The 25,012-nt window shown below is 59.2% G+C and carries 20 protein-coding genes and 2 tRNA genes; 14 read left to right on the top strand and 8 right to left on the bottom strand.

Annotated elements, in window-relative coordinates; genetic code table 11:
- From J3364_RS00660 to der, 3 genes are read left to right on the top strand one after another with little or no spacing between them, the layout of a single operon-like run.
- Nucleotides 1-651, top strand: a complete 651-nt coding sequence (locus J3364_RS00660) for a YfgM family protein (protein ID WP_349555865.1) — start codon at nt 1-3, stop codon at nt 649-651.
- Complete coding sequence (gene bamB / locus J3364_RS00665; RefSeq protein ID WP_123633427.1) at nt 651-1,814, top strand: outer membrane protein assembly factor BamB; 1,164 nt, start codon at nt 651-653, stop codon at nt 1,812-1,814. The genes J3364_RS00660 and bamB overlap by 1 nt, the downstream gene beginning before the upstream one ends.
- Before the next feature lie 55 nt (nt 1,815-1,869).
- Entirely contained in the window at nt 1,870-3,288 is a 1,419-nt protein-coding gene (gene der, locus J3364_RS00670; protein ID WP_349555867.1) for a ribosome biogenesis GTPase Der, read from the top strand.
- 103 nt (nt 3,289-3,391) lie between these two features.
- Here der and J3364_RS00675 read toward each other — a convergent pair whose 3' ends face one another.
- Complete coding sequence (locus J3364_RS00675) at nt 3,392-5,812, bottom strand: bifunctional diguanylate cyclase/phosphodiesterase (protein ID WP_349555869.1); 2,421 nt, start codon at nt 5,810-5,812, stop codon at nt 3,392-3,394.
- 395 nt (nt 5,813-6,207) lie between these two features.
- Between J3364_RS00675 and ald the strand changes: the two genes are divergently transcribed.
- On the top strand, nt 6,208-7,335 hold the full coding sequence (gene ald, locus J3364_RS00680; protein ID WP_123633424.1) for an alanine dehydrogenase: 1,128 nt from the start codon (nt 6,208-6,210) through the stop codon (nt 7,333-7,335).
- 34 nt (nt 7,336-7,369) lie between these two features.
- Here ald and J3364_RS00685 read toward each other — a convergent pair.
- The 4 genes from J3364_RS00685 to J3364_RS00700 form a co-directional block, all read right to left on the bottom strand.
- Nucleotides 7,370-7,445: transfer RNA gene (locus J3364_RS00685), tRNA-Glu, on the bottom strand.
- A 105-nt stretch (nt 7,446-7,550) separates the two neighbouring features.
- On the bottom strand, nt 7,551-8,051 hold the full coding sequence (locus J3364_RS00690; RefSeq protein ID WP_349555871.1) for a hypothetical protein: 501 nt from the start codon (nt 8,049-8,051) through the stop codon (nt 7,551-7,553).
- 152 nt (nt 8,052-8,203) lie between these two features.
- Entirely contained in the window at nt 8,204-9,106 is a 903-nt protein-coding gene (locus J3364_RS00695; protein ID WP_349555872.1) for a TIGR01777 family oxidoreductase, read from the bottom strand.
- A 17-nt stretch (nt 9,107-9,123) separates the two neighbouring features.
- The gene (locus J3364_RS00700) at nt 9,124-9,501 is read right to left on the bottom strand and encodes a sirohydrochlorin chelatase (protein WP_349555873.1); all 378 of its coding nucleotides are present in this window, start codon (nt 9,499-9,501) and stop codon (nt 9,124-9,126) included.
- Between the two features lie 131 nt (nt 9,502-9,632).
- Between J3364_RS00700 and J3364_RS00705 the strand changes: the two genes are divergently transcribed.
- From J3364_RS00705 to J3364_RS00730, 6 genes are all read left to right on the top strand, one after another.
- A complete protein-coding gene (locus tag J3364_RS00705) occupies nt 9,633-10,238 on the top strand; it encodes a DUF924 family protein (protein WP_349555874.1) in 606 nt (201 codons plus the stop codon).
- Nucleotides 10,239-10,422: 184 nt separating this feature from the next.
- Nucleotides 10,423-11,193, top strand: a complete 771-nt coding sequence (locus J3364_RS00710) for a TetR/AcrR family transcriptional regulator (RefSeq protein WP_349555875.1) — start codon at nt 10,423-10,425, stop codon at nt 11,191-11,193.
- A 239-nt stretch (nt 11,194-11,432) separates the two neighbouring features.
- Nucleotides 11,433-11,508 (top strand) — tRNA-Gly (locus tag J3364_RS00715).
- Nucleotides 11,509-11,610: 102 nt separating this feature from the next.
- The gene (locus tag J3364_RS00720; protein WP_349555876.1) at nt 11,611-12,423 is read left to right on the top strand and encodes an MOSC domain-containing protein; all 813 of its coding nucleotides are present in this window, start codon (nt 11,611-11,613) and stop codon (nt 12,421-12,423) included.
- A 3-nt stretch (nt 12,424-12,426) separates the two neighbouring features.
- A complete protein-coding gene (locus J3364_RS00725; RefSeq protein WP_349555878.1) occupies nt 12,427-14,337 on the top strand; it encodes an ATP-binding cassette domain-containing protein in 1,911 nt (636 codons plus the stop codon).
- Between the two features lie 159 nt (nt 14,338-14,496).
- Nucleotides 14,497-15,183, top strand: coding sequence for a DUF6901 family protein (locus tag J3364_RS00730; RefSeq protein ID WP_349555879.1), 687 nt, complete (start codon nt 14,497-14,499; stop codon nt 15,181-15,183).
- A 27-nt stretch (nt 15,184-15,210) separates the two neighbouring features.
- On the opposite strand, the gene J3364_RS00735 is transcribed toward J3364_RS00730, so the two are convergent.
- Nucleotides 15,211-15,642, bottom strand: coding sequence for a universal stress protein (locus tag J3364_RS00735; protein WP_123633416.1), 432 nt, complete (start codon nt 15,640-15,642; stop codon nt 15,211-15,213).
- A 109-nt stretch (nt 15,643-15,751) separates the two neighbouring features.
- Between J3364_RS00735 and J3364_RS00740 the strand changes: the two genes are divergently transcribed.
- Entirely contained in the window at nt 15,752-16,201 is a 450-nt protein-coding gene (locus tag J3364_RS00740) for a hypothetical protein (protein WP_349555881.1), read from the top strand.
- Nucleotides 16,202-16,221: 20 nt separating this feature from the next.
- Here the strand turns inward: J3364_RS00740 and J3364_RS00745 are convergent, their stop codons facing one another.
- Nucleotides 16,222-17,076, bottom strand: a complete 855-nt coding sequence (locus tag J3364_RS00745; RefSeq protein WP_349555883.1) for a hypothetical protein — start codon at nt 17,074-17,076, stop codon at nt 16,222-16,224.
- A 560-nt stretch (nt 17,077-17,636) separates the two neighbouring features.
- Between J3364_RS00745 and fadB the strand changes: the two genes are divergently transcribed.
- The 3 genes from fadB to topA all read left to right on the top strand — a co-directional run bounded on the left by fadB (nt 17,637) and on the right by topA (nt 23,972).
- Nucleotides 17,637-19,784, top strand: coding sequence for a fatty acid oxidation complex subunit alpha FadB (fadB, locus tag J3364_RS00750; protein WP_349555885.1), 2,148 nt, complete (start codon nt 17,637-17,639; stop codon nt 19,782-19,784).
- A 33-nt stretch (nt 19,785-19,817) separates the two neighbouring features.
- Nucleotides 19,818-20,993 carry an acetyl-CoA C-acyltransferase FadA gene (fadA, locus tag J3364_RS00755; protein ID WP_349555887.1) on the top strand — a complete coding sequence of 392 codons (1,176 nt, stop codon included), beginning with the start codon at nt 19,818-19,820 and terminating at the stop codon, nt 20,991-20,993.
- A 330-nt stretch (nt 20,994-21,323) separates the two neighbouring features.
- Nucleotides 21,324-23,972 carry a type I DNA topoisomerase gene (gene topA / locus J3364_RS00760; RefSeq protein ID WP_349555889.1) on the top strand — a complete coding sequence of 883 codons (2,649 nt, stop codon included), beginning with the start codon at nt 21,324-21,326 and terminating at the stop codon, nt 23,970-23,972.
- Nucleotides 23,973-24,045: 73 nt separating this feature from the next.
- Here the strand turns inward: topA and J3364_RS00765 are convergent, their stop codons facing one another.
- Nucleotides 24,046-24,948 carry an NAD(P)-dependent oxidoreductase gene (locus tag J3364_RS00765; RefSeq protein WP_349556760.1) on the bottom strand — a complete coding sequence of 301 codons (903 nt, stop codon included), beginning with the start codon at nt 24,946-24,948 and terminating at the stop codon, nt 24,046-24,048.
- Between the last annotated feature and the right edge of the window lie 64 nt (nt 24,949-25,012).

Here is a 25,012-nt window from a genome sequence, read left to right on the forward strand (position 1 = left end):
GTGGAATTGCGTACCGAAGAAGAACAACTCGCGGCGATCAAGGACTGGTGGAAGAAGAACGGTAGCGCACTGCTGATCGGTATCGGCGCGGCCCTGGCCATCGTCTTTGGCTGGCAGGCCTGGCAGAACCATCAGGCGGCCGAGCGAAGCGCTGCGGGTTCCCAGTACCAGCAACTGCTGAGCGCGCTGAACCAACAGGCGGGTGATGAGCGGGAAAAGACCATCGAGTTCGTGACCAAGGAACTCCAGGACGAATACAGTGATAGCGCCTACGCGGTCTATGGTTCGCTGATCCTGGCATCGCACCAGTTCAGCGAGAAAAACGATCCCAAGGCAGCGGCTGAATCGCTTGAATGGGCACGCAAACATGCGGCGGAAGGCCCGCTCAAGATCATGATCGGTGAGCGTCTGGCCCAGGCCCAGTTCGCAGCGGACCAGGCGGACGACGCGCTGGAAACCCTGCGTTCCGTTAAGGATCCAGGTGCTTACAAGGCGCTTTACGCCGAGCTTGAGGGCGATATCCTGCGCGCCCAGGGCGATCTGGACGGTGCCCGCAAGGCCTACACCGCAGCCAGCGAAGCTGCCGGCAGTGCGCCGAGCCCGCTGCTCAAGCTGAAGATGGCCGATATGGCCGTTGGGGAGGATGCTTGATGCGGCGCCTGCGCCTTGTTCGCCAGTGCCTGATCGGTGTCGGCCTGGCGGGGCTGCTGGCAGGATGCAGCTCCAACGACACGTTCGAGCAGCCCAAGCCCCTGCCTGAGATTGAAAGCAGCGTCTGGCTGGATGAAGTCTGGGATACCTCCGTCGGCGACGGTGATGACGAGCAGCTGCTGTTCCTTCAGCCGGTGCTTTCCTACGGGGAACTGTTTGCGGTCTCCAGTGATGGTGAGCTGGTCTCCCTGAACCCGCAAAACGGCGACTACAACTGGGAAACGGACCTGGAGCGTCCCATCCTGGCCGGTGTCGGTGCGGATGCCGATCATCTCTACGTAGGCTCACGCAAAGGCGAATTGCTGGCGCTGTCCCGGGAAAAGAAAGGCGAAGAGGTCTGGTCGGTCAAACTGCCCAGCGAGATCCTGGCGCCGCCGCAGTCCAACGGCTCGGTGGTGGTCGTCCAGACCATCGACGGCAAGGCACTGGCCTACGATGCCGATACCGGTGAAAAGAAATGGCAGTACGATGGCGTTATCCCGGTTCTCAGTTTCCGGGGTACCGCGACGCCCTGGGTCGGCTCCGAAGTCACCCTGGTCGCCTTTTCAAGTGGCCAACTGTACGCCCTCCTGACCGATACCGGTCAGCCGATATGGCAGTATTCCGTCGGTGAACCCAGTGGCCGGACGGAGCTTGAACGTCTGGTTGACGTCGATGGTACACCGGTGGTGCGCGACGGCGTAGCCTATGTGACGGGTTACAAAGGTAACGTGGCCGCGGTGGACATGCGCACCGGCCAGGAAATCTGGAAACGGGCGGCCAGCAGCTTCCAGTCACCAACCCTGGACTATGGCAACCTGTACATTTCCGGATCGAACGGCGTGATCAGTGCGTATAGTCTGTTCAACCGTAAGGAAATCTGGTCGCAGGATAAACTGGAATGGCGGCAGACCACCGGTCTGGCCTCCCTGGATGGCTACCTGCTGACTGGCGATTTTGAAGGCTATGTGCATATCCTCTCGCAGTTGGACGGCTCTCTGCAGGGCCAGCTGCAAGTGGACGACGACGGATTGCGTGTGCCGATGATCGTTGACGGTGACCTGATCTATATTTACGGCAACAGTGGTGAACTGGCAGCCTTCAAGCTGCGCGAATCCGACTGAATCCGATCCCGGCTGTGCACGGCCGGGATTCCACTTTCTGACTGACGAACGCTCTATGACCCCTGTAATCGCCCTGGTTGGACGCCCCAACGTGGGCAAATCGACCCTGTTCAACCAGATGACCCGCACCCGGGATGCGTTGGTGGCCGACTTTGCCGGTCTGACCCGCGATCGCAAATACGGCGAAGGCCAGTACGAAGGCCAGCGCTTTATCGTGATCGACACCGGTGGCCTGACCGGGGACGAGGAGGGCATTGATGCGGAAATGGCGCGCCAGTCCATGCTCGCTGTGGAAGAGGCTGACATCGTACTGTTCCTGGTGGATGGCCGTGCCGGCCTGACGTCCGGCGACGAGCTGATTGCCAACCAGCTGCGGCGTTCCGGCAAGCCTGCCCACCTGGTGGTCAACAAGACCGACGGCCAGGATCCGGATGTGGCAGCCTCCGAGTTCTATCAGCTGGGGTTTGAGTCGGTCTATCTGATTGCGGCCTCCCACAACCGTGGCATTCGCTCCATGCTGGAGGATCTCTTGCCTTCAGCGGAAGAGGTCGAGGAAGACAGCGCCGAGCGCTATCCGGGGATTCGCATTGGTGTGGTTGGACGGCCCAACGTCGGTAAATCCACGCTGGTCAACCGGATGCTCGGCGAAGAGCGGGTGGTGGTCTACGACATGCCGGGAACGACCCGGGACAGCGTCTACATTCCCTATGAGCGCCAGGGTCAGGAGTACACGCTGATCGACACGGCCGGTGTGCGCCGGCGCAAGAGCGTCCGGGAGACGGTGGAAAAGTTCTCCATCATCAAGACGCTGCAGGCGATCGAAGATTCCCATGTGGTGATTCTGGTGATCGATGCCCGGGAGGGGCTGGTTGACCAGGATCTGCATCTGATCGGATTTGTACTGGATGCCGGCCGCTCGCTGGTGATCGCCGTCAACAAGTGGGACGGGATGGACGGCGAGCAGCGCGCTCGCGTAAAGGAGCAGCTGGCCCGCCGCCTGGAGTTCCTCGACTACGCCGACAAGCACTACATTTCGGCCTTGCACGGCTCGGGTGTGGGCGTGATGTACGATTCCATCGGTGAGTGCTACGAGTCGGCCATGGCCAAGTGGCCGACCAATCGTCTGACGGCCATCCTGGAAGACGCGCTGACCCAGCACCAGCCGCCGCTGGTCAACGGGCGCCGCATCAAATTGCGCTACGCTCACCAGGGCGGCTCCAACCCGCCGCTGGTGGTGGTGCACGGCAACCAGACCGATGCCTTGCCGAATGCTTACAAGCGTTACCTGGAGAATACCTTCCGCCGTGTTCTCGATGTGCGGGGCGCGCCGATCCGCTTTGAATTCCGTTCCAGTGAGAACCCGTTTGCCGGTCGGGTGAATCGTCTCACGCCACGCCAGCAGGCGAAGAAAAAGCGCATGATGCAACACGTTCGCAAGACGAAGAAGAAGCAGAAGAGCAAGAAGTCGCGCTAGGCTGCGAGCCCGTCAGAAAGCGATTCCGAACGCGAGAAAAGGCGCCGTTTCGAGACTCTCTCGATTCAGGCGCCTTTTTTATTGGCCTTGGCCGCGGGGAGTCTTAGGTGCAGGATGCCCGGTGATTGTTGCGGATCCACTCCACGAACGAGTCGGCGGAAGCCGGGCGGCTGTAGAAGTAGCCCTGTGCGTAGTCGCAGCCCTGGGCCTGGAGGAAGTGGGTCTGGGCCTCTTCTTCCACCCCTTCGGCTATCACCTGCAATTCGAGGCTGTGGGCCATGTTGATGATCGCGCGGACCAGCGCCGCGTCTCCCGGCTCGATCATGACGTCCCGAATAAACGACTTGTCGATCTTCAGCGTGTCGAAGGGATAGGACTTCAGGTAGCTCAGGGCGGAGTAGCCGGTGCCGAAGTCATCGACGGAGAGGCGCACCCCCATCTCGTCCAGGCGCCGCAGGATGTCGGCTGTTTCGATGGTGTTGTCCAGGATCAGGCGTTCGGTGATCTCCAGCTCCAGGCAGGCCGGATCAAGTCGCTGCTCCGACACCGCACGGCTGACCGCGTCCACGAATGAAGGGTCGCGGAACTGTCGTGGCGACACGTTGACGGCGATGCTGAGTTTCAGTCCCGTGGTCTCGTGCCATTGTCGTGCAGCCGCACAGGCCTGCTGAATCACCCACTCGCCGATGGGGATAATCAGGCCGGTTTCTTCCGCCAGCGGAATGAATTTATCCGGCATCATCAGACCCATGGTGGGGCTGTTCCAGCGGATCAGGGCTTCCGCGCCGATCAACTGGCCGGAGGCGGTTTCCACAATGGGCTGGAAGTAAAGTTCGAATTCATCCAGTTCCAGCGCCCGACGCAGGCGGGATTCGATCTGCAGCCGCTCGTGGGAGACTTCCTTCATCTCCGGGGCAAACCGTTCATAGGCACTCTTGCCCTTGCTCTTGGCCTGGTACATGGCCGCGTCGGCGTGCTGCAGCAGGTTGCCACTATTGTCGGAATCGGTGGGGTAAATGGCGATGCCGATACTGGTGCTGACAAACACTTCCTGCCCATTCAGTTGAAAGGGTGGGGCGAAGGTTTGCAGGATGCGGTCACCAACCTGTTCGGTCGCGTCCGGCTCGTGAAGCCCCGGCAGGATCACCAGGAATTCGTCGCCGCCCAGACGGGCCACGGTACTGGTGCCCCGCAAGCAGCTGGAGATACGGCGGGAAGCCTCGATCAGCAGGTTGTCCCCGGCTTCGTGACCCATGGTGTCGTTGATGTGCTTGAAGTTGTCCAGGTCAAGGAACATCACCCCGACGAGGGTTTCTTCACGGCGGGCCTGTGCCAGGGCCAGCTTGAGGCGATCCAGCGCCAACATCCGGTTGGGCAGGCCGGTGAGAATGTCATAGTTGGCCTGGCGCAGCAGCTGCTGTTCGTAGCGTTTGCGGATGCTGATGTCTTCGCCGAGGATCAGGTAGTGGGTTGGGTTGCCGTCCACGTCCTTGATCGGCGTAACGATCACCTGTTCCCAGAAGCGCTCGCCGCTGCGGCGGGCGCTGTTGATTTCCCCCTGCCAGACACCGACGCGTTGGACCTGCAGTCGAACGTTTTGCCAAAGCTGCTGGTTTTCCCTTTGGGAGAAAGTGTCGCTGGTCAGCATGCCCGGATGCTTGCCGCGAATTTCCCCAAGCGTGAAACCGGTCAGCTGGGAGAATTTGTGGTTGGCAAATTCAATGTGCCAGTGCCGGTCACAGATGATGACCGAGGACGGGCTCTGCTCAATAGCCAGTGACAGCTTTCGGATCTCGGAGGCATCCTCTTCCTGACGCTGCATGTCTTCATTCAATCGCTCGCGCATCTGATTGAAGGCATCCACCACCTGGGACAGCTCGTCGCGACGATTGACCTCTGTATCCGGCCGGTCCAGTGCCAGAGGTTGCTGCAGGTTCCGCAACGAGAAGCTGCGGGCGTACTGGGCCATGGTGGTCAGGTGGCGCGTCACGAAGTACTGGAAGACCCAGATGATCAGCACCGAAATGAAGAAGGTCTTGAAGAATTGGGTGGTCAGGATAACCAGCACTTTTCGGCGCAGGTCCTGATAAATATCGGCGAGACTGGCGGTAATGGTCAGCTCACCCAGCTTGTACAGCTCATCCCCTTCATGAGTCAGCACGAACGTGCGGGTCATGGTGGAGGTTTCCCTGGGAACCTCTCCCATCACCACTTCGGAGTCAGGGTAGATCTTCAGGCGCAGGTGGACAATATCCGGAAGACTGAGGATGCCTTCCATCTGCACCTGCAGAAGCTTCTGGTCCAGGGCCCACAAACTGCGTGACAGGCTGCTGGCGTAACTGGTTTCGATGACGGACATACGTTCGTCGACCAGGGACACGTCCTTGCGGAAATCGGTGTACACCTGAATCGCCGAAGCAAACAGCGTGAACAGAGAGCTGAATAGCAGGATATACGCCAGCAACCGGAATGACAGCGGCGAACTGGTCTTGAATTGGCTTAGTCTCGTCGACAGGTTTGACATGTTGTCGAAGTCATCAAATACATAGTCTCGGTCCCGCCGGAAAAGCGTGCCGTTGGGTAGGGGCGGTACAGCTTCTGCGCTCAGCCGATCAGGTTGAAACAGAGGCACTTTCCATAAAGGACTATAGCAGTTGATTTTCTTGAATGCCCTTGGGCTTCATCAATTAACTGTGTGATTTTGCAAAAGTTGAGAGATGAACAGGTGTTCATTGTTCATATTCTGATCATTGTTACCCGTTGTCGATGGATTGGCCGCAATACGCTCTGTTTCATTGAGCGAAGCAGGATTCATTCTTTAATGACAGGGGGTTACGGAATCCTGCGGAATTCCCTGTCTCTCCTATACTGAAGAAACCTTTTTCAGCGACCCATTCACGGTGCATTCGGGAGGGTGTGATGACAACGGTCGGCGTACTCAAGGAAATCAAGAACCACGAATACAGGGTCGGGCTCACGCCCGCCGGGGCTCGCGAGCTCGCTGAACACGGTCACGATGTGCTGGTCCAGCAGGGGGCCGGCGACGGGTCTGGGTTTTCGGACGACCTGTACGAGCGGGCCGGAGCTCGTATCGTTCCCGACGCCGAAACGGTTTTCGAAGGGGCGTCGTTGCTGATCAAGGTGAAGGAGCCCCAGGCCCAGGAGCGGGCGCTGCTGAAACCTCACCACGTTCTGTTCACTTTCCTGCACCTGGCGCCGGATCCGGATCAGACGCAGGATCTACTGGCATCCGGAGCCACTTGCATCGCCTATGAAACGGTCACCGACCGCCACGGCAGCTTGCCGTTGTTGGCGCCCATGTCCGAAGTCGCCGGTCGGCTGGCCATCCAGGCGGGTGCGCAGGCATTGGAAAAAGTGCGTGGCGGGCGCGGTGTCCTGCTGTCCGGGGTGCCCGGCGTTCATCCCGGCAACGTGGTGGTGATCGGCGGTGGTGTGGTTGGTCGCAATGCGGCGCAGTTGGCCGTTGGGCTTGGCGCCCGGGTGACTGTGTTGGACCGCTCGGTTCCGGTTCTCCGTGAGTTGGATCAGCACTATCGGGGGCTGATCACCACCCTTTACTCGACACGGGATGCGATCGAAACGGTGCTTGCGGAAGCCGATCTGGTGGTGGGCGCCGTTCTCATTCCCGGAGCGTCGGCGCCACGTCTGATTACCCGCGATTTGCTGGGCGTCATGCCGGACGGCTCGGCGCTGGTGGATGTGGCGATTGATCAGGGCGGTTGTGCGGAAACGTCCCATCCCACGACCCATGATGATCCGACCTATGTGGTGGATGGTGTCGTGCATTACTGCGTTGCCAACATGCCCGGGGCTGTGGCGAGAACGTCGACGCTGGCGCTGACCAATGCCACGCTGCCTTATGTCGTGAAACTCGCGGATCAGGGAGTACGCCAGGCACTGCAGGGGGATGCGGGCTTTCTGCCTGGCCTGAATGTCGCGCAGGGGAAACTGACCTGTGAAGGCGTTGCGTTGGCTCAGGATCTGGAATTCATCGCCCCGGACAGGATGTTGTCAAAGTTAGGGTGATGTTGGCTTTCCCGGAAACGGGAGGGAGAGAAAATGGCGTCCCCTAGGGGGTTCGAACCCCTGTTGCCGCCGTGAAAGGGCGGAGTCCTAGGCCACTAGACGAAGGGGACGCATCTGCTTGAAAAGCTTGCCTCGTCGAGGTGGCGCGTATATTAAGTAAGGCCCCAGGCACTGTCAAACCTTTTTTTAAAAAAGTTTGAACCGATGGGGTGGTGCTAGCTGGTGCCATTCAGGCAGTACTTGAGTTCGTCGCCTATGGCGTCGAAGGCGGCCAGTGGGCCCTGGTTGGCCTGCAGTTTGAAGATCGCCCGGGTGATCCGTTCACGACTGGCCGGAACCTGCCCGAGGACGGCATCGATATCCGCATCCAGGATCGCAGCCATCAGGATTTCGTAGCGTAACTTGTTCTCGCCGGCGCAGAAGTAGAAGTGGCCTTCGCGGCTGTCCGGTTCCGGTTTTCCCCGGCGCTGGTAGACGCGTTTGCTGCAACGGGCGAACTCGGCATTGACCGCTGAAAAGGTCTCTTCCAGGCCCTCGTCTTTCACGGCCTTTTCCAAAAGACGGACGCGCTCAGCCCCCGGCTTGTCCAGGCCGGGTAAGTTATCGATCAACTGCTTTCCAGTGAAGCCCTGGCGAATCAGCTGCAGAACGGTAATGTACTCGCTGGTGACCATGCTGCAGGTTTCAAAGCTCTGCGCTCCGCGAGGGCTCGCCAAAGCTGCCTCTGGCAGGAGCAAAATGGCAATGAACGCCAACAGGGGAACGGTGCAACGCATGTAACAACCAGCTTTGATTCGGATACGATGAGGCTACCAGAGCCCCCGCCATGCTGATGTGAGGTGTCGCGCAATCTCGCCGACAACCGCCACTAATCGATAATGCTGCTCAGGGCTTCCTCGAGGTTGGGGTGAGTAAACCCGAATCCTGCCTGCTGTAGCCTGGCGGGCATAACGCGCTGGCCTTCGAGAAGCATGGCGGACAACTCGCCCAATGCCGTACGCAAGACAAACGCCGGAATGGGGAAGGGGGTTGGACGGTGTAGGACCTGGCCCAGCGTTCGGGTGAATGCCCGGTTGGTGACCGGGTGTGGGCTGACCACGTTGTAGGCGCCGCTGGCGTCCGGGGTTTGCAGCATCCAGATCAGGGCGTTCACCACGTCGTCGCGGTGGACCCAGGACAGGTACTGCTGGCCATCGCCGAGGCGGCCGCCGAGGCCCAGTCGGAAAGGCAACAACAGACGGTCCAGCATGCCACCATCCGGACCCAGAACGACGCCGGTTCGGGACAGGCAGACCCGGCTGCCCAATTCCTCGGCCCGGCGGGCCTCCGCTTCCCAGTCGGCACAGAGTCGGTGGGCAAAGTCGTCGTTTACCGGCGCATCTTCAGTCACCGGTTCCCCGCCGTGGCTGCCGTAGTAACCGATGGCCGAGCCTGAAACAAAGACGCCGGGGTGTTGCTCGCGCTGAGTGAGGGCATCGATCAGGGACCGCGTCAGGTCAATCCGGCTCTCCCGCAGGATGCGCTTGCGCTTGTCGGTCCAGCGGGCATTGGCAAGGCCTTCGCCGGCCAAGTTGATGACGGCGTCGATGGCATCGAGGCGAGGGATGTCGGCCAGATCGTGGAGAGACTCGACCCGACCGCAGAAGGCGCGGACGTCATCGTCGGATTTGCGGCTGTATACCGTAAGCCGGTAACCCCGTTTCAGCAGTTCGGGGCACAATCGCTGCCCGATAAAGCCGGTTCCACCGGTGATCAGGATGTGCTGCGTCATCGTTGGTGACTCCAGCGTTAGTGGGACGATGTCTGTGTCAGGGTCTCTTCCACGATATGGCGAATGGCATCCCCCAGTAAAGGATGCTCGCCCACGGGGCTTGCCAGGCTGATTTCAACCCGGTGTTCGCTTGCCAGGCGGTCCAGCATGGCGGGCACGTCTTTGCGAAGGTGTCGGCCCGCAGCGAGGAACAACGGCAACACCGTCACCCGGGCCACACCGTCCTGCGCGGCCCGTGCGATCTCGTCATCCAGCGACGGCTCGCTCAGTTCCATATAGGCAATGGCTGAATCGGGCACGGACGCCAGGCTCGGCGCAGCCAGTTTTTCAAAGGTTCGGCACCATTGGGGATCGCTGCTTCCATGGGCGAGCAATAGGACGCGGTGATCTGACATTCTGCGGGTCACTCCTTGGTAAAATGAGATGGATGGCCTTGATGGGCCCGAACTGACGTTTACCCATGCTCTACGTATAGTATGCCGGATTGGAGCATGTGGGCAGGGTAAGCGCCGTATGGAGGATGAAGATGCTGTCAGCGCAGGAAGTGATTTATTTCTGGTTCGGTGAGCTCGATCGGGACGGCCTGCCCGATGCCTACCATCGTGAACGCTGGTTCAAGTCCAGTCGATCGTTCGATTGGGAAATCCGGCGCCGGTTTCTGTCCCTGGTGCTGGTGGCCTCCGAGGAGGGCCTGTCGGAGTGGCGCAGCGATGCGACGGGCGCATTGGCGGAAATCCTGTTGCTGGACCAGTTCTCACGCAACATCCATCGGGGCCGGGCTATGGCGTTCGACAATGACGCCCTCGCTCGTCGGTGCTGCCTGGAGGGGCTGGACAAGGGGGTGGACGTACAATTGCCTTTGATCCAGCGGGGTTTCTTTCTGATGCCTTTACAGCATTCGGAGAGGCTGGCGGATCAGGAGAAAGGTGTGGCGCTGTACGAACAACTGATGGCAACGGCGGACGGGCGCCTGCGGGATGTTTTGTCTTCTTTCTATCAATCGGCCACCCAGCACCGGGATCTCATCGCCAAATTTGGCCGTTTTCCCCATCGAAACGAGTTGTTGGGCCGCCATTCCACGGACGCAGAGAAGGCTTACCTGGCTGATGGTGGGCAGCGATTCGGTCAATAATGATCCCGGTCACTATTTTCTGTCGATTTTTTCGTCAGAATAGGTCGGGTTGTAGGAGCGCGCATTTGCCGATTGTTCAATTCGCACGATAGTGGCAGGGCGCTACCCTATAATTCGATCAACAGGGTGTGCATAAAAAAGAAAAAAAGACCCTGGAGCCAACAAGCAAGAACGGAACAGAGTGATGACGGACGACAAGCCGGGTGCTGAGTCTGTTGTCGGCGGGGCGTTGCAGGAATCCATTCACTACCACGGTCGGAAGGCCGCGCGTGCCAAAAGTGAAACCCGTCGGCGCAAGATTCTGGAGGCAGCGCTGGAAATAGCCGCCCACGAGGGCGTGAGGGGGATCAAGCACCGACCGGTTGCCAAACTGGCGGACGTGCCCCTGGCCTCGACAACGTATTATTTCAAGGACATCGAAGAACTCATCCAGGATGCCTTCATGCTGTTCGCAGAAAAGGCGAATCGCGAACTGGAGGCTTTCTACAGTGGACTCAACGGCCTTATAGACCGCGCGCTTGTGCGGGGCAGTCTGCACAGTCTGCAGGGGCGGGAACGTCTGGCGGCTGAGCTGGCGACCTATATTGCCCAATATTTCGTGCAGCAGATCCGGGACAACACATCCTCGGTCCTGACCGAGCAGGCGTTCCTGGCGGAAGCCATGCGGGAGCCGGGGCTGGAGCCGCTGGCCCAGGAGTATCGCAAAGCCTGGCTGGACGGTGTCGAATCCATCATGAAACGCTTGGGGACGCATCACCCTCGCCGGGATGCCGCGCTCCTGATCAGTGTGGTGTCGGGGATGGGGTACGATGGCCTGCTGTTCCGCGAGCGGTTCAGCACCAGTTTCGTAGAAGAAACGCTGCAACGGGTCATTGGGATGTTGATGGGCGTGGCGCCGGCCGGCGGTGAGGTCTCTGCGCCAGAGACTGGCAACCTGAACGGCACGCTTTACTAGCGACGTTCAACCGGTCATCGACCGGGACCACCCAGATTGCCGTGTGGGAGTGGAAGCCGAACGGCATTGCGAAGCACATGCTCAAATTCAGGTCTCATGGGATCGGTGTCGACGTCCGAGTCCAATTCCCTCTGGCTTTACCTGGAGCTGGGCGAGAAAAAAGATCAAAAAAGTGGTTGACGGAAACGGTCGATTCCGTAGAATACGCAGCCGTTGAGAGGGGTAGCCCTTTCAGAAAAGCGGGAATAGCTCAGTTGGTAGAGCACAACCTTGCCAAGGTTGGGGTCGCGAGTTCGAATCTCGTTTCCCGCTCCAAATTCCAGAAAAAGCCCGGCCTCGTGCCGGGCTTTTTCGTTTCTGCACTGACAGTTTGTTCACGCCGCTGGTATTCTTCGTCTTTTGCACGGAGGCCGAATCATGGCGCAGTTGACGGTTGAACAGCTTTTCTACTACCCGGTCAAATCCCTCCACGGCGTCGAAGTGGATGCCGTCACGCTGGATGATTTCGGGCCGGCCGGCGATCGTCGCTGGATGCTGGTGGATGAAGAGGGGCGCTTCATAACGCAGCGCGAGCAGCCACAATTGGCCCTGGTTCACTCTGCACTCCAGCATGGCGTTCTGACGTTGTCGATTCCGGGGCAGGAAACCCCGATTCCGGTTACCGCCAGCGAGCGTGAGCGTCGCGTACTGGTCTGGCGGGACTGGGTCAAGGCGCAGCTGGCCGAGCCGGGGCCTGCCGAGTTGCTGAGCGATTGGCTGGGCGTTCGGGTGGAGCTGGCGTATATGCCCGAATCCAGCGTTCGCCCGGTTGACCGGAACTACGTGCCGGAAGATCGGCGGGTCAGCTTCGCCGACGGGTTTCCCTTTCTGATCACCCATACGGCATCGCTGGCGGCTCTCTCGCAACGGATTGGCGAGTCGGTGGATATGCGTCGTTTTCGACCCAATATCGTGGTGTCCGGTGGCGACGCCTTTGACGAAGATCGGTGGGTCCGATTGCACCGGGACGACTTTACGCTGGATCTGGTAAAGCCCTGCTCACGCTGCCTCATGACGACCGTTCATCCAGACGACGGTGTCCGCTCCGACAACCTGCAGCCGTTGCGGGAGCTGGGCCGTTTCCGGCGGACCCCGGACGGCGTCCTGTTCGGTGTGAACGCCGTGCACTCCGGTCCGGCCACCCTTCGTGTCGGCGATACATTTGACATAGCTTTTCGTGAGGATCTTTGATTCATGCCATTGCTGAGCCTTGAGGGCGTTTCCCTGGCCTACGGCCTGCACCCATTGCTGGACGACGCGCGCCTGATTATCGAGCGCGGCGAGCGGGTTTCTCTGCTGGGCCGAAACGGGGAGGGCAAGTCGACCCTGCTGAAAGTGATTCTCGGCGAAGTCACCCCCGACGGCGGCACCGTTCGGCTTGAGGACGGTGCTGTCATGGCCGTCTTGCCGCAGATGCTACCTTCGGACGACCAGCGCACGGCTTACGAGGTGGTCGCCGATGCCTTCCCGGAAACTGGCCAGTTGCTGGCGGAGTTTCACACGCTGTCCCAGCAGGCCGATGAGGCCAGTCTGAAGCGCTTGATGCAGGTTCAGGAAAAGCTGGAAGCGCTCGATGGCTGGCGCCTGGACCAGAAGGTGAATGCCATCCTGGCTCAGTTTGGTGTGGATCCGGATCGTGTCCTGGCCACGTTGTCAGGCGGCTGGCAGCGCCGTGTGCTGTTGGCCAAGGCTCTGGTGGCCGAGCCGGACCTGTTGCTGCTGGACGAGCCGACCAACCACCTGGATGTGCCTGCTATAGCCTGGCTTGAAGACACCCTTCGGCAGTACGCCGGCGCGCTGCTGTTTGTGAGTCACGACCGGGCCTTTATCCGTCGGCTGGCAACGCGGGTTGTGGAGCTGGACCGTGGTCAGTTAGTCAGCTTCGCGGCCACCTACGATCGTTATCTGGATTTGAAAGACAAGGCGCTGGAGGAAGAAGAGCGGCAGAACGCTGAATTCGACCGCAAGTTGCGCCAGGAAGAGGCCTGGATTCGCCAGGGTATCAAGGCGCGCCGAACCCGCAACATGGGGCGCGTCAGAGCTCTGAAAGCGATGCGTGAGGAACGGCGTCAGCGCCGCGAGCGCGGCGGCAACGCCAGCTTTGCGATTGAGGATGCAGCCCGTTCCGGGAAGCTGGTTGTCGAGTCGAAAGACGCGGCGTTTGCCTATAGCGGGCAGGATCCGATCATCCGGGATCTGAACCTCACCATCATGCGTGGAGACAAGCTGGGCCTGATTGGTGAAAACGGTACCGGTAAGACCACCCTGGTGCGCCTGCTGCTTGGCGATCTGGAGCCTAGGGAGGGCCAGGTAAGGCTCGGTACGAACCGTTCGGTGGCGTACTTCGACCAACTGCGCGGGGAGCTGGATCCGGATCAGAACGCCTTGGAGAACCTGGCCGAAGGCCGGGAATTTATTGATATCAACGGCCAACAGAAACATGTTCTGGGTTATCTGCAGGACTTTCTGTTTTCGCCGGAACGGGCGCGTTCACCCGTCCGGGTTTTCTCCGGCGGCGAACGGGCGCGGTTGATGCTGGCCAAGCTGTTCAGTAAACCGGCCAACATCCTTGTGCTGGATGAGCCCACTAACGATCTGGACGTGGAAACCCTGGAGTTGCTGGAATCCCAGCTGGTGGCGTTTAGCGGCACAGTCATCGTCATCAGTCACGATCGTGAATTCCTCGACAACGTGGTGACCGATACGCTGTTTCTCGATGGATCCGGTCGCGTGCGCTCCTACGTGGGTGGTTATGAGGACTGGCGCCGGCAGGGCGGGGTGTTCCCGTCGGAGCGACCGGCGCGGCCGACGGAAAAGCCGAAGCCGGAGAGTGGCGGGAAAGCCGCATCGACGAAGGCGAAGTCTTCGGGTGGCGGCAATCGCAAGCTGAGCTACAAGCTCAAACTGGAGCTGGAAGGCTTGCCGGACCGCATTTCGGCGCTTGAAGGTGAGATTGAATCGCTGCAGGCCACCGTGTCAGATACGGCCTTCTATTCCCGGCCTCACGACGAAGTCTCCGAGACATTGGAGGCCTTGGCAGCCAAGGAGCAGGAGCTGGAGCAGACGATGGAGCGTTGGATGGAGTTGGAGGAAATGGCGGGCTGATGCACCCAACGAATGTCGCATGATGACCGGGTTCAATTTTAGGGATAATTCCAGACCTGCCATTGCAAAATCAAACCAAATATCACGTTGTCGGCCATCGTATTCCAGTACACTCAGCGAGGGTATTCCCGATGGTCAGAAGTTGATAAAGGGTCCTGAATGAGCGTTACCTATTCCTTTGCCCTGAGCGAAGGCGACACCCGGGATTTCCAGGTGGACATGGATGCGAAGCCGGCGTCGGATACCGCCGGTTTGCCAGAATGGACACGCCTTGGGCACTGTCAGTGCAGTAATTGCCCCCTCAAGAAAACGGACACCAGTCACTGCCCGGCGGCCGTGGATATGCTGCCGGTCGTGGATGCGTTTCGAGATGAAAACGCCTACCAGAAAGTGACGGTGCGCGTGGACGACGGACGCCGGCGTTACGAGAAGGAAACGACGCTGGAGGAATCGTTGCGTTCGCTGCTTGGTTTGATCATGGCGACCAGCCAGTGCCCGATCCTGGGAGAGTTGCGTGCCATGGCGGTTCATCACATGCCTTTCGCCAGCACCGACGAATTCATCATGCGCAGTGTGTCGCTGTATTTATTGCAGCAGTATTTCGGAAAGCGCCATCACAAGACGCCGGATTGGGAGTTGCAGGGGTTGGTGGAACGCAACCAGCGACTGCAACTGGTCAACCAGGCGCTCTGGCAACGGATTCACACGTTCTGTCAGGGCGACAGCAACCTGAAGGCGTTGTTGAATTTCTTTTCCATGGCCTCAAGCGTTTCCTATTCACTGGAAACGCAGCTGCGAAAACTCGAAGCAAAACTGGATGAGCATGATATCGGTATGGCGCCGTAAGTTGGCGCCATATCGGAATTTCAGCACCTAGTTGATGCGGACCGCAAGCACATCGCACTTGGCGCCGTGGAGCACGCCATTGGCGGTGGAGCCCAGCAGCAGCTGTATGCCATGACGGCCGTGGCTGCCAACGACGGCCAGATCCACGCCACGTTCCTCGCAGACGCGATGGATTTCGGCTTCCGGCCGGCCCACCGTCACCAGCAGGTTCCTGTCTTCAATGCCGTGTTTGTGGCCGAGGTCGGTCAGTTGATCCCGGGCGGACTTGTCCAGCTGCTCCTGCAGCTCGGTGAGATCCATGGGAATATCTCCGCCATAGGCGTATCCAACAGGCTCGACGACATGCAGAAGAACCAGTTCGGCCTGGTGGATGCCGGCCAATTCACTGGCGCGGGTAATCACCTGATCGGCTTCTTCCGTCAGATCGATCGCAGCAAGAATGGTCTTGTACATCGTCATTTCCTCTCGCTTCAGCGGGTTGCCGTATTATCATCAATCTAGATGACGGGTGACGTGATATCACTGATATGCGTCAAATTTTTTCTGTTGTTTGTAAAAGGATAGTGCATTGACCAAGTGGCTTATAATTGTCCTGATCCTCGCATTCCTGATTGGTTCCTGGTCCTGGGTCAAGCCCACGGCGGATGAGCGGCGCCGGGTTCGCCTGCGGAATCACGCCATGAGTAAAGGTCTGAAGGTGGAATCCGTCAAAGGCCAGGTACGTGAACGCTTTGCCGAGCCGGGGCAGGGTGGGCTGCTGATGCTCTACTGGGTGCCCTGGTCCGCCGAGGTCGCCGTCGATCGTCGGGCGCTGCTGATTCCTCGTCGGATTGAGCCGGGCGAAGACCATCGTGCAATTCCGGGAGCGGAAGAGCTTCCCGAGCTATCCGGCGCCTTCAAGGGATGGCTGGCCGATCAGCGGGGGATTGGGTTTGTCTGGGATGAGTCGGCAACGATTGACGACCTGGAAAAGCCCATTTCCTGGATTCGGAAGCTGGCGCAAGGTGCCGGGCACTGAGGTGTGCCCGGCCAGAGGTGTTAGCTGTTGGGCGCCTGGGCCGTGGCCTGTTCCGGCACCGGGGTGCCGGTCATCATGGCAATGGCCTCAGCCAGCTGCCTGAGAATTTCTTTGGAGTAGCGATCAATCACGAACGACACGTTGTTGTCGTTGTAGTTGATGTAGGAGCCGCGGATAAAGGCCCATTTTGAGGCCACGCTGCTCAGCGCTGCCCGCAGTTCCCCGCTGGGGTGTCCCTCGGTCACTTTCGACATCTGTTCGTCGAATTGGTGGGCCTGCTCATCCAGCGGCTGTTCGGTGTCGGCCCCCTGGAACGTCTGGGAGACGGACGACGTGGAGCGGGCCGAGTACTTGCTCATCATCTGGGCCATCAAAACAGCGGCTGCCCGGGCTGCTTCCACACGCTCGTCAGCCTTCACGTTATTGTTCGTCCGGACGATATCGTAGAGTTCGGCGGATTTGCTGCTCAGTGCCTGGGCCTGGTTGGCCATGTCAGAGACCAGTCGCAGGTCCGGGTAACCGTTCTTGCGCACGTCATTAATGTTCTGGCGCATCAGGTGTTTGTACTTGTCGAACTCGGTGTTGAGGCTTTCGATCTGGTCGTCTTTCAGGATGTCGCCGGCTGACGCATCGACCTGTTTGATCTGGCTGTTGGACTCATTAATGGCGGCCACAATTTCATTGAGGGTGTCGGTATCGCCATTCACACTGAATCGATAATAGGCGTTCAGTGCGGCAAAGTTGCTGATGCGGAATTGGTGAAATGCGGCCAGCAGCGGGTTTTCGGCGGCTGAAGCTGCGATGGAAAAGAAGAGAATGACGCACGCGAACAGCGCCATCACTGACGCCCTGAACCACTTACCGGGATAGACCATCGGCTGGATCTCCGTTCTTATTGTCTTGTCTGTAAAGTCATTTGTTGTTGTACTGCGTCCATGGCGTCTGGCAGGGATGCTTGCATTTCGAGGCGTTAGATCCGTTGTCTGGATGCGCCGTTGTTCTTGTTTGAGACTGCCGTTGGCTGTTGGACGCTTGTTTGAATTTGAGGCTAAAGTAACTCCGCGTGCCAATCAAGCGCTTTTGACAGGCTTTTACAGCCTGGCACATCCCGTAAATCACCCGTTTTCAGGAACGTGTGATTCCTCCTTGGCAGTTCGCTTGAGGCCCGTGGTCTAAGCCGCTGTAATCGCAATTTGTCTGATCGTTTCTGCCGCAGTTTCGGTGATCCACAGGTTGACTCCAGGGGACGCCGGGCAAGAAACAAATTGACAAACGAACGGTTTTTTTTCATCGTGTGCGCACTCGATTCAAACGACTGTATGAATTTTGGATCGAATGATCGGGCAGTGACCGAAATCTCTCTGCATGAATCGCCCCGCCGGTTTTCCGGAGCGGGGCATTGGTGCAGTTCCAAACACAGACTGGAGATCAGTTGATGATTTACGAAGGTAAAGCCATCACGGTTAAAGAGATCGAAGGCGGGATCGCTCAGCTGAACTTCGACTTGCAAGGCGAGTCGGTAAACAAGTTCAATCGCCTCACCATCGAAGAGCTGGGCGCTGCAGCTGACAAGCTGAAGGCTTCGAAGGACATCAAAGGGCTGGTTGTCACCAGTGCCAAGGACAGCTTCATCGTCGGTGCTGATATCACCGAATTTACCGAGCTTTTCGCCGGTTCCGAAGAAGACCTGGTGGCGAACAACCTCAAGGCCAACCAGGTGTTCAACACCATCGAAGACCTGCCGTTTCCGACCGTGACCGCGATCAACGGCATGGCGCTGGGCGGTGGCTTTGAAATGTGCCTGTCCACCGACTACCGGGTCATGGACAAGAAGGCGAAAGTCGGACTGCCTGAAGTGAAACTGGGTATCTTCCCGGGCTTTGGCGGCACCGTGCGCCTGTCCCGCCTGATCGGTGTGGATTACGCCATCGAGTGGATTTCCGGTGGCACTGAGAACCGTGCGGACAAAGCGCTCAAAGAAGGCGCCGTCGATGCGGTTCTGGAAGGCGACAAACTGGTCGACGCTGCGATCGACCTGATCAACCAGTGCAACGAAGGCAAGCTGGATTACAAAGCCCGCCGTGAAGAGAAGCAGGGCAAGATCAAGCTGAACGCCATGGAAAGCATGATGGCTTTCGAGATCTCCAAGGCGTTCGTTGCCGGCAAGGCGGGCAAGAACTACCCGGCGCCGGTTGAAGCGATCAAGGTCATGCAGAAGCACGCCAGCCTGACCCGCGACAAGGCGATCGAAGTCGAAGCCAAGGGCTTTGCCAAGATGGCCAAGACCAACGTGGCAGCTTGCCTGGTTGGCCTGTTCCTGAACGACCAGGAGCTCAAGAAGAAGGCCAAGCTGTGGGAAAAAGAAGCCAATGACGTGAACCTGGCCGCCGTACTGGGCGCCGGTATCATGGGTGGCGGTGTAGCGTACCAGTCTGCGCTGAAAGGCACACCGATCATCATGAAGGACATCAACCAGGACGGCATTACCCTGGGGCTGAAAGAAGCCAAGAAGCTTCTGACCAAGCGTGTCGACAAGGGCAAGATGAAGCCGGACCAGATGGCCGATGTCCTGAACAGCATCACGCCGACCCTGAACTACGGCGATTTCAAGAGCGTTGACCTGGTCGTTGAGGCGGTCGTCGAGAACCCGAAGGTGAAGGACGCTGTCCTGCGTGAAACCGAAGAAATGGTTCGCGAAGACACCATCCTGACGTCCAACACGTCCACCATCTCTATCAATACGCTGGCCAAGAACCTCAAACGTCCAGAGAACTTCTGCGGCATGCACTTCTTCAACCCGGTGCACATGATGCCGCTGGTTGAGGTTATCCGTGGCGAGAAAACCAGCGACAAAGCGGTCGCGACCACCGTGGCCTACGCCAAGGCCATGGGCAAGACGCCGATCGTCGTCAACGACTGCCCGGGCTTCCTGGTGAACCGCGTTCTGTTCCCGTACTTCGGCGGCTTTGCCGGCCTGGTGCGTGACGGCGCCGACTTCCAGAAAGTCGACAAGGTCATGGAGAAGTTCGGCTGGCCGATGGGCCCGGCGTACCTGCTGGACGTCGTGGGCATGGACACCGCCAAGCACGCCAACGAAGTGATGGCGGAAGGCTTCCCGGACCGGATGAAGGACGAGAACAAGTCCGCCATCGACGTGATGTTCGAGAACGACCGTTACGGCCAGAAGAACGACAAAGGCTTCTATAAGTACGAGACCGACAAGAAGGGCAAGCCCAAGAAGGTTGTCGACGAGGAAACCTACAAGCTGATCGAGCCGGTCGTTCAGGGTAAGAAAGACTTCGAGGAAGACGAAATCATCGCCCGCATGATGATTCCGCTGTGTCTCGAGACCGTCCGCTGCCTGGAAGACAACATCGTCGAAGCCCCGGCTGACGCTGATATGGGCCTGATCTACGGTATCGGCTTCCCGCCGTTCCGTGGTGGCGCGCTGCGCTACATCGACGACATGGGTGTCGACAAGTTCGTCGAACTGGCAGACAAGTATGCAGATCTGGGTCCGCTGTATCACCCGACCGAGAAGCTGCGTGAAATGGCCAAGAATGGCGAAACGTTCTTTGGCTAACCCTGAACGAGATTTCCGAACGGAGAAAGATCTATGAGCCTTAATCCGAGAGACGTTGTCGTCGTCGATTGCGTGCGGACTCCGATGGGTCGTGCCAAGAACGGATGCTTCCGCAATGTGCGTGCGGAAAACCTGTCGGCTGCGCTGATCGACGCGATCTTCGATCGCAACCCGGACCTGAATCCGAAAGAAGTTGAAGACGTTGTCTGGGGCTGTGTCAATCAGACCCAGGAGCAGGGTTTCAACGTCGCGCGTCAGATCTCCCTGATGACCCGTATTCCGCACGAGTCTGCGGCCCAGACGGTCAACCGTCTGTGCGGTTCGGCGATGACGGCGATTCACACGGCCGCCCAGGCCATCCAGACCAACAACGGTGACATGTTCATGGTTGGCGGTGTGGAGCACATGGGCCACGTGCCGATGACGTCCGGTTTCGACCATAACCCGGCCTCGTCCAAGTATTCCGCCAAGGCCTCCAACATGATGGGCCTGACTGCGGAAATGCTGGCCAAGATGCACGGCATCACCCGCGAGCAGCAGGATGAGTTCGGCGCCCGTTCACACCGTCTGGCCCACGAAGCCACGGTGGAAGGTCGCTTCAAGAACGAAATCGTGCCGATCCAGGGGCACGATGAGAACGGGTTCGTGAAGCTGATCGAGGAAGACGAAACCATTCGTCCGGAAACCACCGCTGAGTCTCTGGCCCAGCTGCGTCCGGCCTTCGATCCGAAGAACGGTACGGTGACGGCGGGTACGTCGTCCCAGCTGACCGACGGTGCCTCGGCGATGCTGCTGATGTCCGCGGAGCGTGCAGAAGCCTTGGGTCTGAAGCCGATCGCACGGGTACGTAGCATGGCGGTTGCCGGCTGTGATCCCGCGATCATGGGCTATGGTCCGGTTCCGGCCACCAAGAAGGCGCTCAAGCGCGCTGGCCTGAAAGTCGAAGACATCGACTTCTGGGAGCTGAACGAAGCGTTTGCTGGCCAGTCGCTGCCGGTCCTGAAGGATCTCAAACTGCTGAACGTGATGGACGAGAAGGTGAACCTGAACGGCGGCGCGATCGCTCTGGGTCACCCGCTGGGCTGCTCCGGCGCCCGGATCTCCACCACGCTGCTGAACGTGATGCAGGCCAAAGGCGGTACGCTGGGGGTATCCACCATGTGTATCGGTCTGGGTCAGGGTATCGCGACCGTTTGGGAGCGGGTCTGATCGCCTCGGCGTGACTGACAAAGCCCGGCCTCGTGCCGGGCTTTTTTATAGTGGCAGGCAGGGAGATTGCCTGTTCGGTTGGGTTGTAATCCTGTAACGCGGCCCAATCATGGGTTGTGCTGTTCACCTTGACCCTGTAAAACAGAGCACCTATAAAACCTGCGAATGCCTGAAGGCGCTAGCAGCCTGATTTATAGCCAGTATTGAGATGCACTGAAGAGCTGTTCTGCCGGCAGTGTTGTGCTGACACCTGTTCAGTGTTTCTCAAATCCAGATTGTGAGGCGGCCGTTTCCGGTATCCGGCTGCCATTCGAGGAAACTGATTCCGATATGGGCAAAAGTCTCGTCATTGTCGAGTCACCGGCAAAAGCGAAAACCATCAACAAGTACCTGGGCTCCGATTATGTGGTGAAGTCCAGCGTGGGTCATATTCGCGATCTTCCGGTCAGTGGAAGTGGTAGCCAGACGGACCCTAAAGAGCGTGCGCGCCAGGCCGCGCAGACGCGAAAGATGAACCCCGAGGAAAAGGCGGAGTACAAGAAGCGTAAATCGCGCGAACAACTTGTCAGCCGCATGGGGGTTGATCCGGACAAGGACTGGGAAGCCAACTATCAGGTGCTGCCAGGAAAAGAGAAGGTTGTCAGCGAACTGAAGCGTCTGGCCAAGTCCGCCGATCGCGTCTATCTCGCAACGGATTTGGACCGCGAGGGGGAGGCGATTGCCTGGCACCTGCAGGAAACCATCGGCGGTGAGCCCGACAAATACCGGCGCGTGGTGTTTAATGAGATCACCAAGCGCGCCATCCAGGAGGCGTTCAAGGAGCCGGGGCAACTCGATCGCGATCGCGTCAATGCCCAGCAGGCGCGCCGGTTCCTGGACCGGGTCGTGGGTTACATGGTCTCGCCGCTGCTGTGGAGCAAGCTCGCCCGCGGACTGTCGGCCGGCCGGGTGCAGTCCGTTGCCGTACGCCTGATTGTTGAGCGCGAGCGCGAGATTCGCACCTTCGTGCCGGAAGAGTACTGGCAGGTGCATGCGGATCTGAAAGCTAAAGGCGAACAAAAGCCGGTCCGGTTCGAAGTGACCCGGGACGACAGCAACAAAGCCTTCCGTCCGACCAGCGAAAAAGAAACCCAGGCGCACGTCGACAAGCTGAAGGCCTCGGATTTCCGTGTTGCCAAGCGGGAAGACAAGCCGACCCGCTCGCGGCCCAGCGCGCCGTTTATCACGTCCACGCTGCAGCAGGCGGCCAGTAACCGCATGGGCTTCAGCGTCAAGAAGACCATGATGCTGGCCCAGCGCCTGTACGAGGCGGGTTTCATTACCTACATGCGTACCGACTCCACCAACCTGAGTCAGGACGCCATCGCCAGCGTGCGGGACTACATCGGCGACCAGTTCGGCGAGAAATACCTGCCGGAGAAGCCGCGGGTCTACGGCAGCAAGGAAGGCGCCCAGGAAGCGCACGAGGCGATTCGCCCCACGGATGTAAAGCGTCGCCCGACCGATATCAAGGGTCTTGAGAAGGACGCTGAGCGGCTTTATGACCTGATCTGGCGACAGTTTATCGCCTGTCAGATGGCTGATGCCGAGTTTACCAGTACCTCCATTAGCATCGACGCTGGTGGTTACGAGCTGCGCACCCGGGGACGCATCATACGCTTTGATGGTTTCCTCAAGGCCGCGCCCCAGTCGTCCAAGAAGGACGAAGACGTTGCTTTGCCGGACATCAAAGTGGATGACGTGCTCGATCTGGCCAAGCTGGACCCGACCCAGCACTTTACCAAGCCGTCGCCCCGTTATACGGAAGCAAGTCTGGTTAAAGAGCTGGAGAAGCGCGGCATTGGGCGCCCGTCGACCTACGCCTCAATCATTTCGACGATCCAGGACCGGGGCTATGTCTGCCTGCAGAATCGCCGGTTCTACTCGGAGAAGATGGGCGACATCGTTACGGACCGTCTGTCGGAGTCGTTCGAGAACCTGATGGACTACGATTTCACCGCACGGCTGGAAGAAGAGCTGGATGAGATCGCCTCCGGAGAGATCGACTGGAAGAAAGTGCTGAACGGCTTCTATGGACGGTTCCGGCAGCAGTTGGAAGAGGCCGGCGGCGATGCCGAGCAAGGCGGAATGCGCGGCAATACGCCAACGGAAACCGACATTCCGTGCCCCAGTTGCTCACGTCCGATGCAGATTCGGGTGGCCAGTACCGGCGTCTTCCTGGGCTGCTCAGGATACAGCCTGCCGCCGAAGGAGCGGTGTAAGACGACGATCAACCTGGTGTCCGGTGACGAAGTGGTCAGTGCCGACGATGATGTGGAAGGCGAGGGTGAGAGCCTCCTGCTGCGCAAGAAGCGTCGTTGTCCGAAGTGCGGCACCGCCATGGACAGTTACCTGATCGATGAAAAGCGTAAGCTGCACGTCTGCGGTAATAATCCGGATTGCTCCGGCTACGAGGTGGAAGAGGGTACGTTCCGCATCAAGGGCTACGACGGCCCGACGCTGGAATGCGATAAGTGCGGATCCGAGATGCAGCTCAAGACCGGTCGTTTCGGCAAGTATTTCGGTTGCACGAACAGCGAGTGTAAGAACACGCGGAAGTTGCTGCGCAACGGCGAGCCGGCGCCCCCCAAAATGGATCCGGTCCCGATGCCGGAACTCAAGTGCGAAAAGGTGGACGATACCTACGTACTGCGAGACGGGGCATCCGGGCTGTTCCTGGCGGCGAGCAAGTTCCCCAAAAACCGGGAAACCCGCGCGCCACTGGTCAAGGAAATCAAGCCACACCGTGATGAAATCGATCCGAAATACGGCTTCCTGATGGACGCGCCGGAAAAGGATCCGGAAGGCAACCCGACGGTGATTCGCTACAGCCGCAAGACCAAAGAACAGTACGTGATGAGCGAAAAGGACGGCAAAGCGACCGGTTGGAGTGCCTTTTACTCCAACGGCAAGTGGCAGCCAAAGGACAAAAAGTCCTGATTGACCGCAGCACAGAACTGAAAAGGGCCCCTCGGGGCCCTTTTTTGTTGCTCTGGATCAAGTCGGTCGGCGCTTATTGCAGACCGCCCAGTTTGCGAAGGCGGGCCAACAGGCTGGATGTATCCCAGCGCTCTCCGCCCATGCTCTGTACATCGGCATAGAACTGATCCACCAGGGCAGTGACAGGCAGTGTGACGCCTCGTTCACGGGCTTCGGTCAGGCAGATATTGAGGTCTTTGCGCATCCAGTTAACGGCGAAACCGTGATCGTATTCGCCGGCAATCATCGTGTCAGCCCGGTTTTCCATCTGCCAGGACTGCGCGGCCCCCTGCGAGATGACGTCGATCACCTGGCGCTGGTCCAGGCCGGATTTTTCCGCGAAATACAGGCATTCCGACAGCCCCTGAACCAGACCGGCAATGGCAATCTGGTTGACCATCTTGGTGAGCTGACCCTTGCCGGGCTCGCCCATCCGGGTGACGGCCTTGCCATAAGCGTCCATCAGGGGTTTGGCGCGGTCGAAGGCAGCCTGTTCTGCGCCGCACATGACCGTCAGCTTGCCGTTTTCAGCGCCTTGTTGGCCTCCGGACACCGGAGCATCAATAAACGACTGGCCACGCTCTGAGGCGGCCTGGGCGATTTCAGTGGTCACGCTGGCCGACACCGTGGTGTGATCAATCAGGATGGCTTGGGCGGGGGCGTTGGCAATGATGCCGTCGGCGCCCAGGTACACGTCGCGAAGGTCCGGATCGGCGCCGACGCAGGTCATCACGAAATCCGCCTCGGATACCGCCTCGGCAATGCGACCACAGGCTTTGCCTGTGTATTCCCGGGTCCATTCATCTGCTTTGGCGGGCGTGCGATTGAAGACGGTCACGTCGTATCCGGCCTTGGCCAGGTGCCCGGCCATCGGGTAGCCCATGACACCCAGTCCGATAAAAGTCACCTTGCTGGACATAATTCTGCCTCCTGATATCCAGAATTGCGCGCGGGGGAGCGGCGGTTGAATCGGTACCAACGAAAAAGGGCCGCACACTGTG

It is taken from the genome of Marinobacter sp. NFXS9, assembly GCF_040148665.1.
GTDB classification, from domain to species: Bacteria; Pseudomonadota; Gammaproteobacteria; order Pseudomonadales; family Oleiphilaceae; genus Marinobacter_A; species Marinobacter_A mangrovi.

Bases quoted from the DNA above. Each gene is read 5' to 3' on its own strand.
- J3364_RS00735 (WP_123633416.1), bottom strand. From the start codon at position 15,642: ATGACGATGTACAAGACCATTCTTGCTGCGATCGATCTGACGGAAGAA.
- fadA (WP_349555887.1), top strand. From the start codon at position 19,818: ATGAGCCTTAATCCGAGAGACGTTGTCGTCGTCGATTGCGTGCGGACT.
- J3364_RS00705 (WP_349555874.1), top strand. From the start codon at position 9,633: ATGCTGTCAGCGCAGGAAGTGATTTATTTCTGGTTCGGTGAGCTCGAT.
- J3364_RS00730 (WP_349555879.1), top strand. From the start codon at position 14,497: ATGAGCGTTACCTATTCCTTTGCCCTGAGCGAAGGCGACACCCGGGAT.
- J3364_RS00725 (WP_349555878.1), top strand. From the start codon at position 12,427: ATGCCATTGCTGAGCCTTGAGGGCGTTTCCCTGGCCTACGGCCTGCAC.
- J3364_RS00695 (WP_349555872.1), bottom strand. From the start codon at position 9,106: ATGACGCAGCACATCCTGATCACCGGTGGAACCGGCTTTATCGGGCAG.
- fadB (WP_349555885.1), top strand. From the start codon at position 17,637: ATGATTTACGAAGGTAAAGCCATCACGGTTAAAGAGATCGAAGGCGGG.
- J3364_RS00700 (WP_349555873.1), bottom strand. From the start codon at position 9,501: ATGTCAGATCACCGCGTCCTATTGCTCGCCCATGGAAGCAGCGATCCC.
- J3364_RS00710 (WP_349555875.1), top strand. From the start codon at position 10,423: ATGACGGACGACAAGCCGGGTGCTGAGTCTGTTGTCGGCGGGGCGTTG.
- ald (WP_123633424.1), top strand. From the start codon at position 6,208: ATGACAACGGTCGGCGTACTCAAGGAAATCAAGAACCACGAATACAGG.
- topA (WP_349555889.1), top strand. From the start codon at position 21,324: ATGGGCAAAAGTCTCGTCATTGTCGAGTCACCGGCAAAAGCGAAAACC.
- J3364_RS00745 (WP_349555883.1), bottom strand. From the start codon at position 17,076: ATGGTCTATCCCGGTAAGTGGTTCAGGGCGTCAGTGATGGCGCTGTTC.
- J3364_RS00720 (WP_349555876.1), top strand. From the start codon at position 11,611: ATGGCGCAGTTGACGGTTGAACAGCTTTTCTACTACCCGGTCAAATCC.
- der (WP_349555867.1), top strand. From the start codon at position 1,870: ATGACCCCTGTAATCGCCCTGGTTGGACGCCCCAACGTGGGCAAATCG.
- J3364_RS00675 (WP_349555869.1), bottom strand. From the start codon at position 5,812: ATGTCAAACCTGTCGACGAGACTAAGCCAATTCAAGACCAGTTCGCCG.
- bamB (WP_123633427.1), top strand. From the start codon at position 651: ATGCGGCGCCTGCGCCTTGTTCGCCAGTGCCTGATCGGTGTCGGCCTG.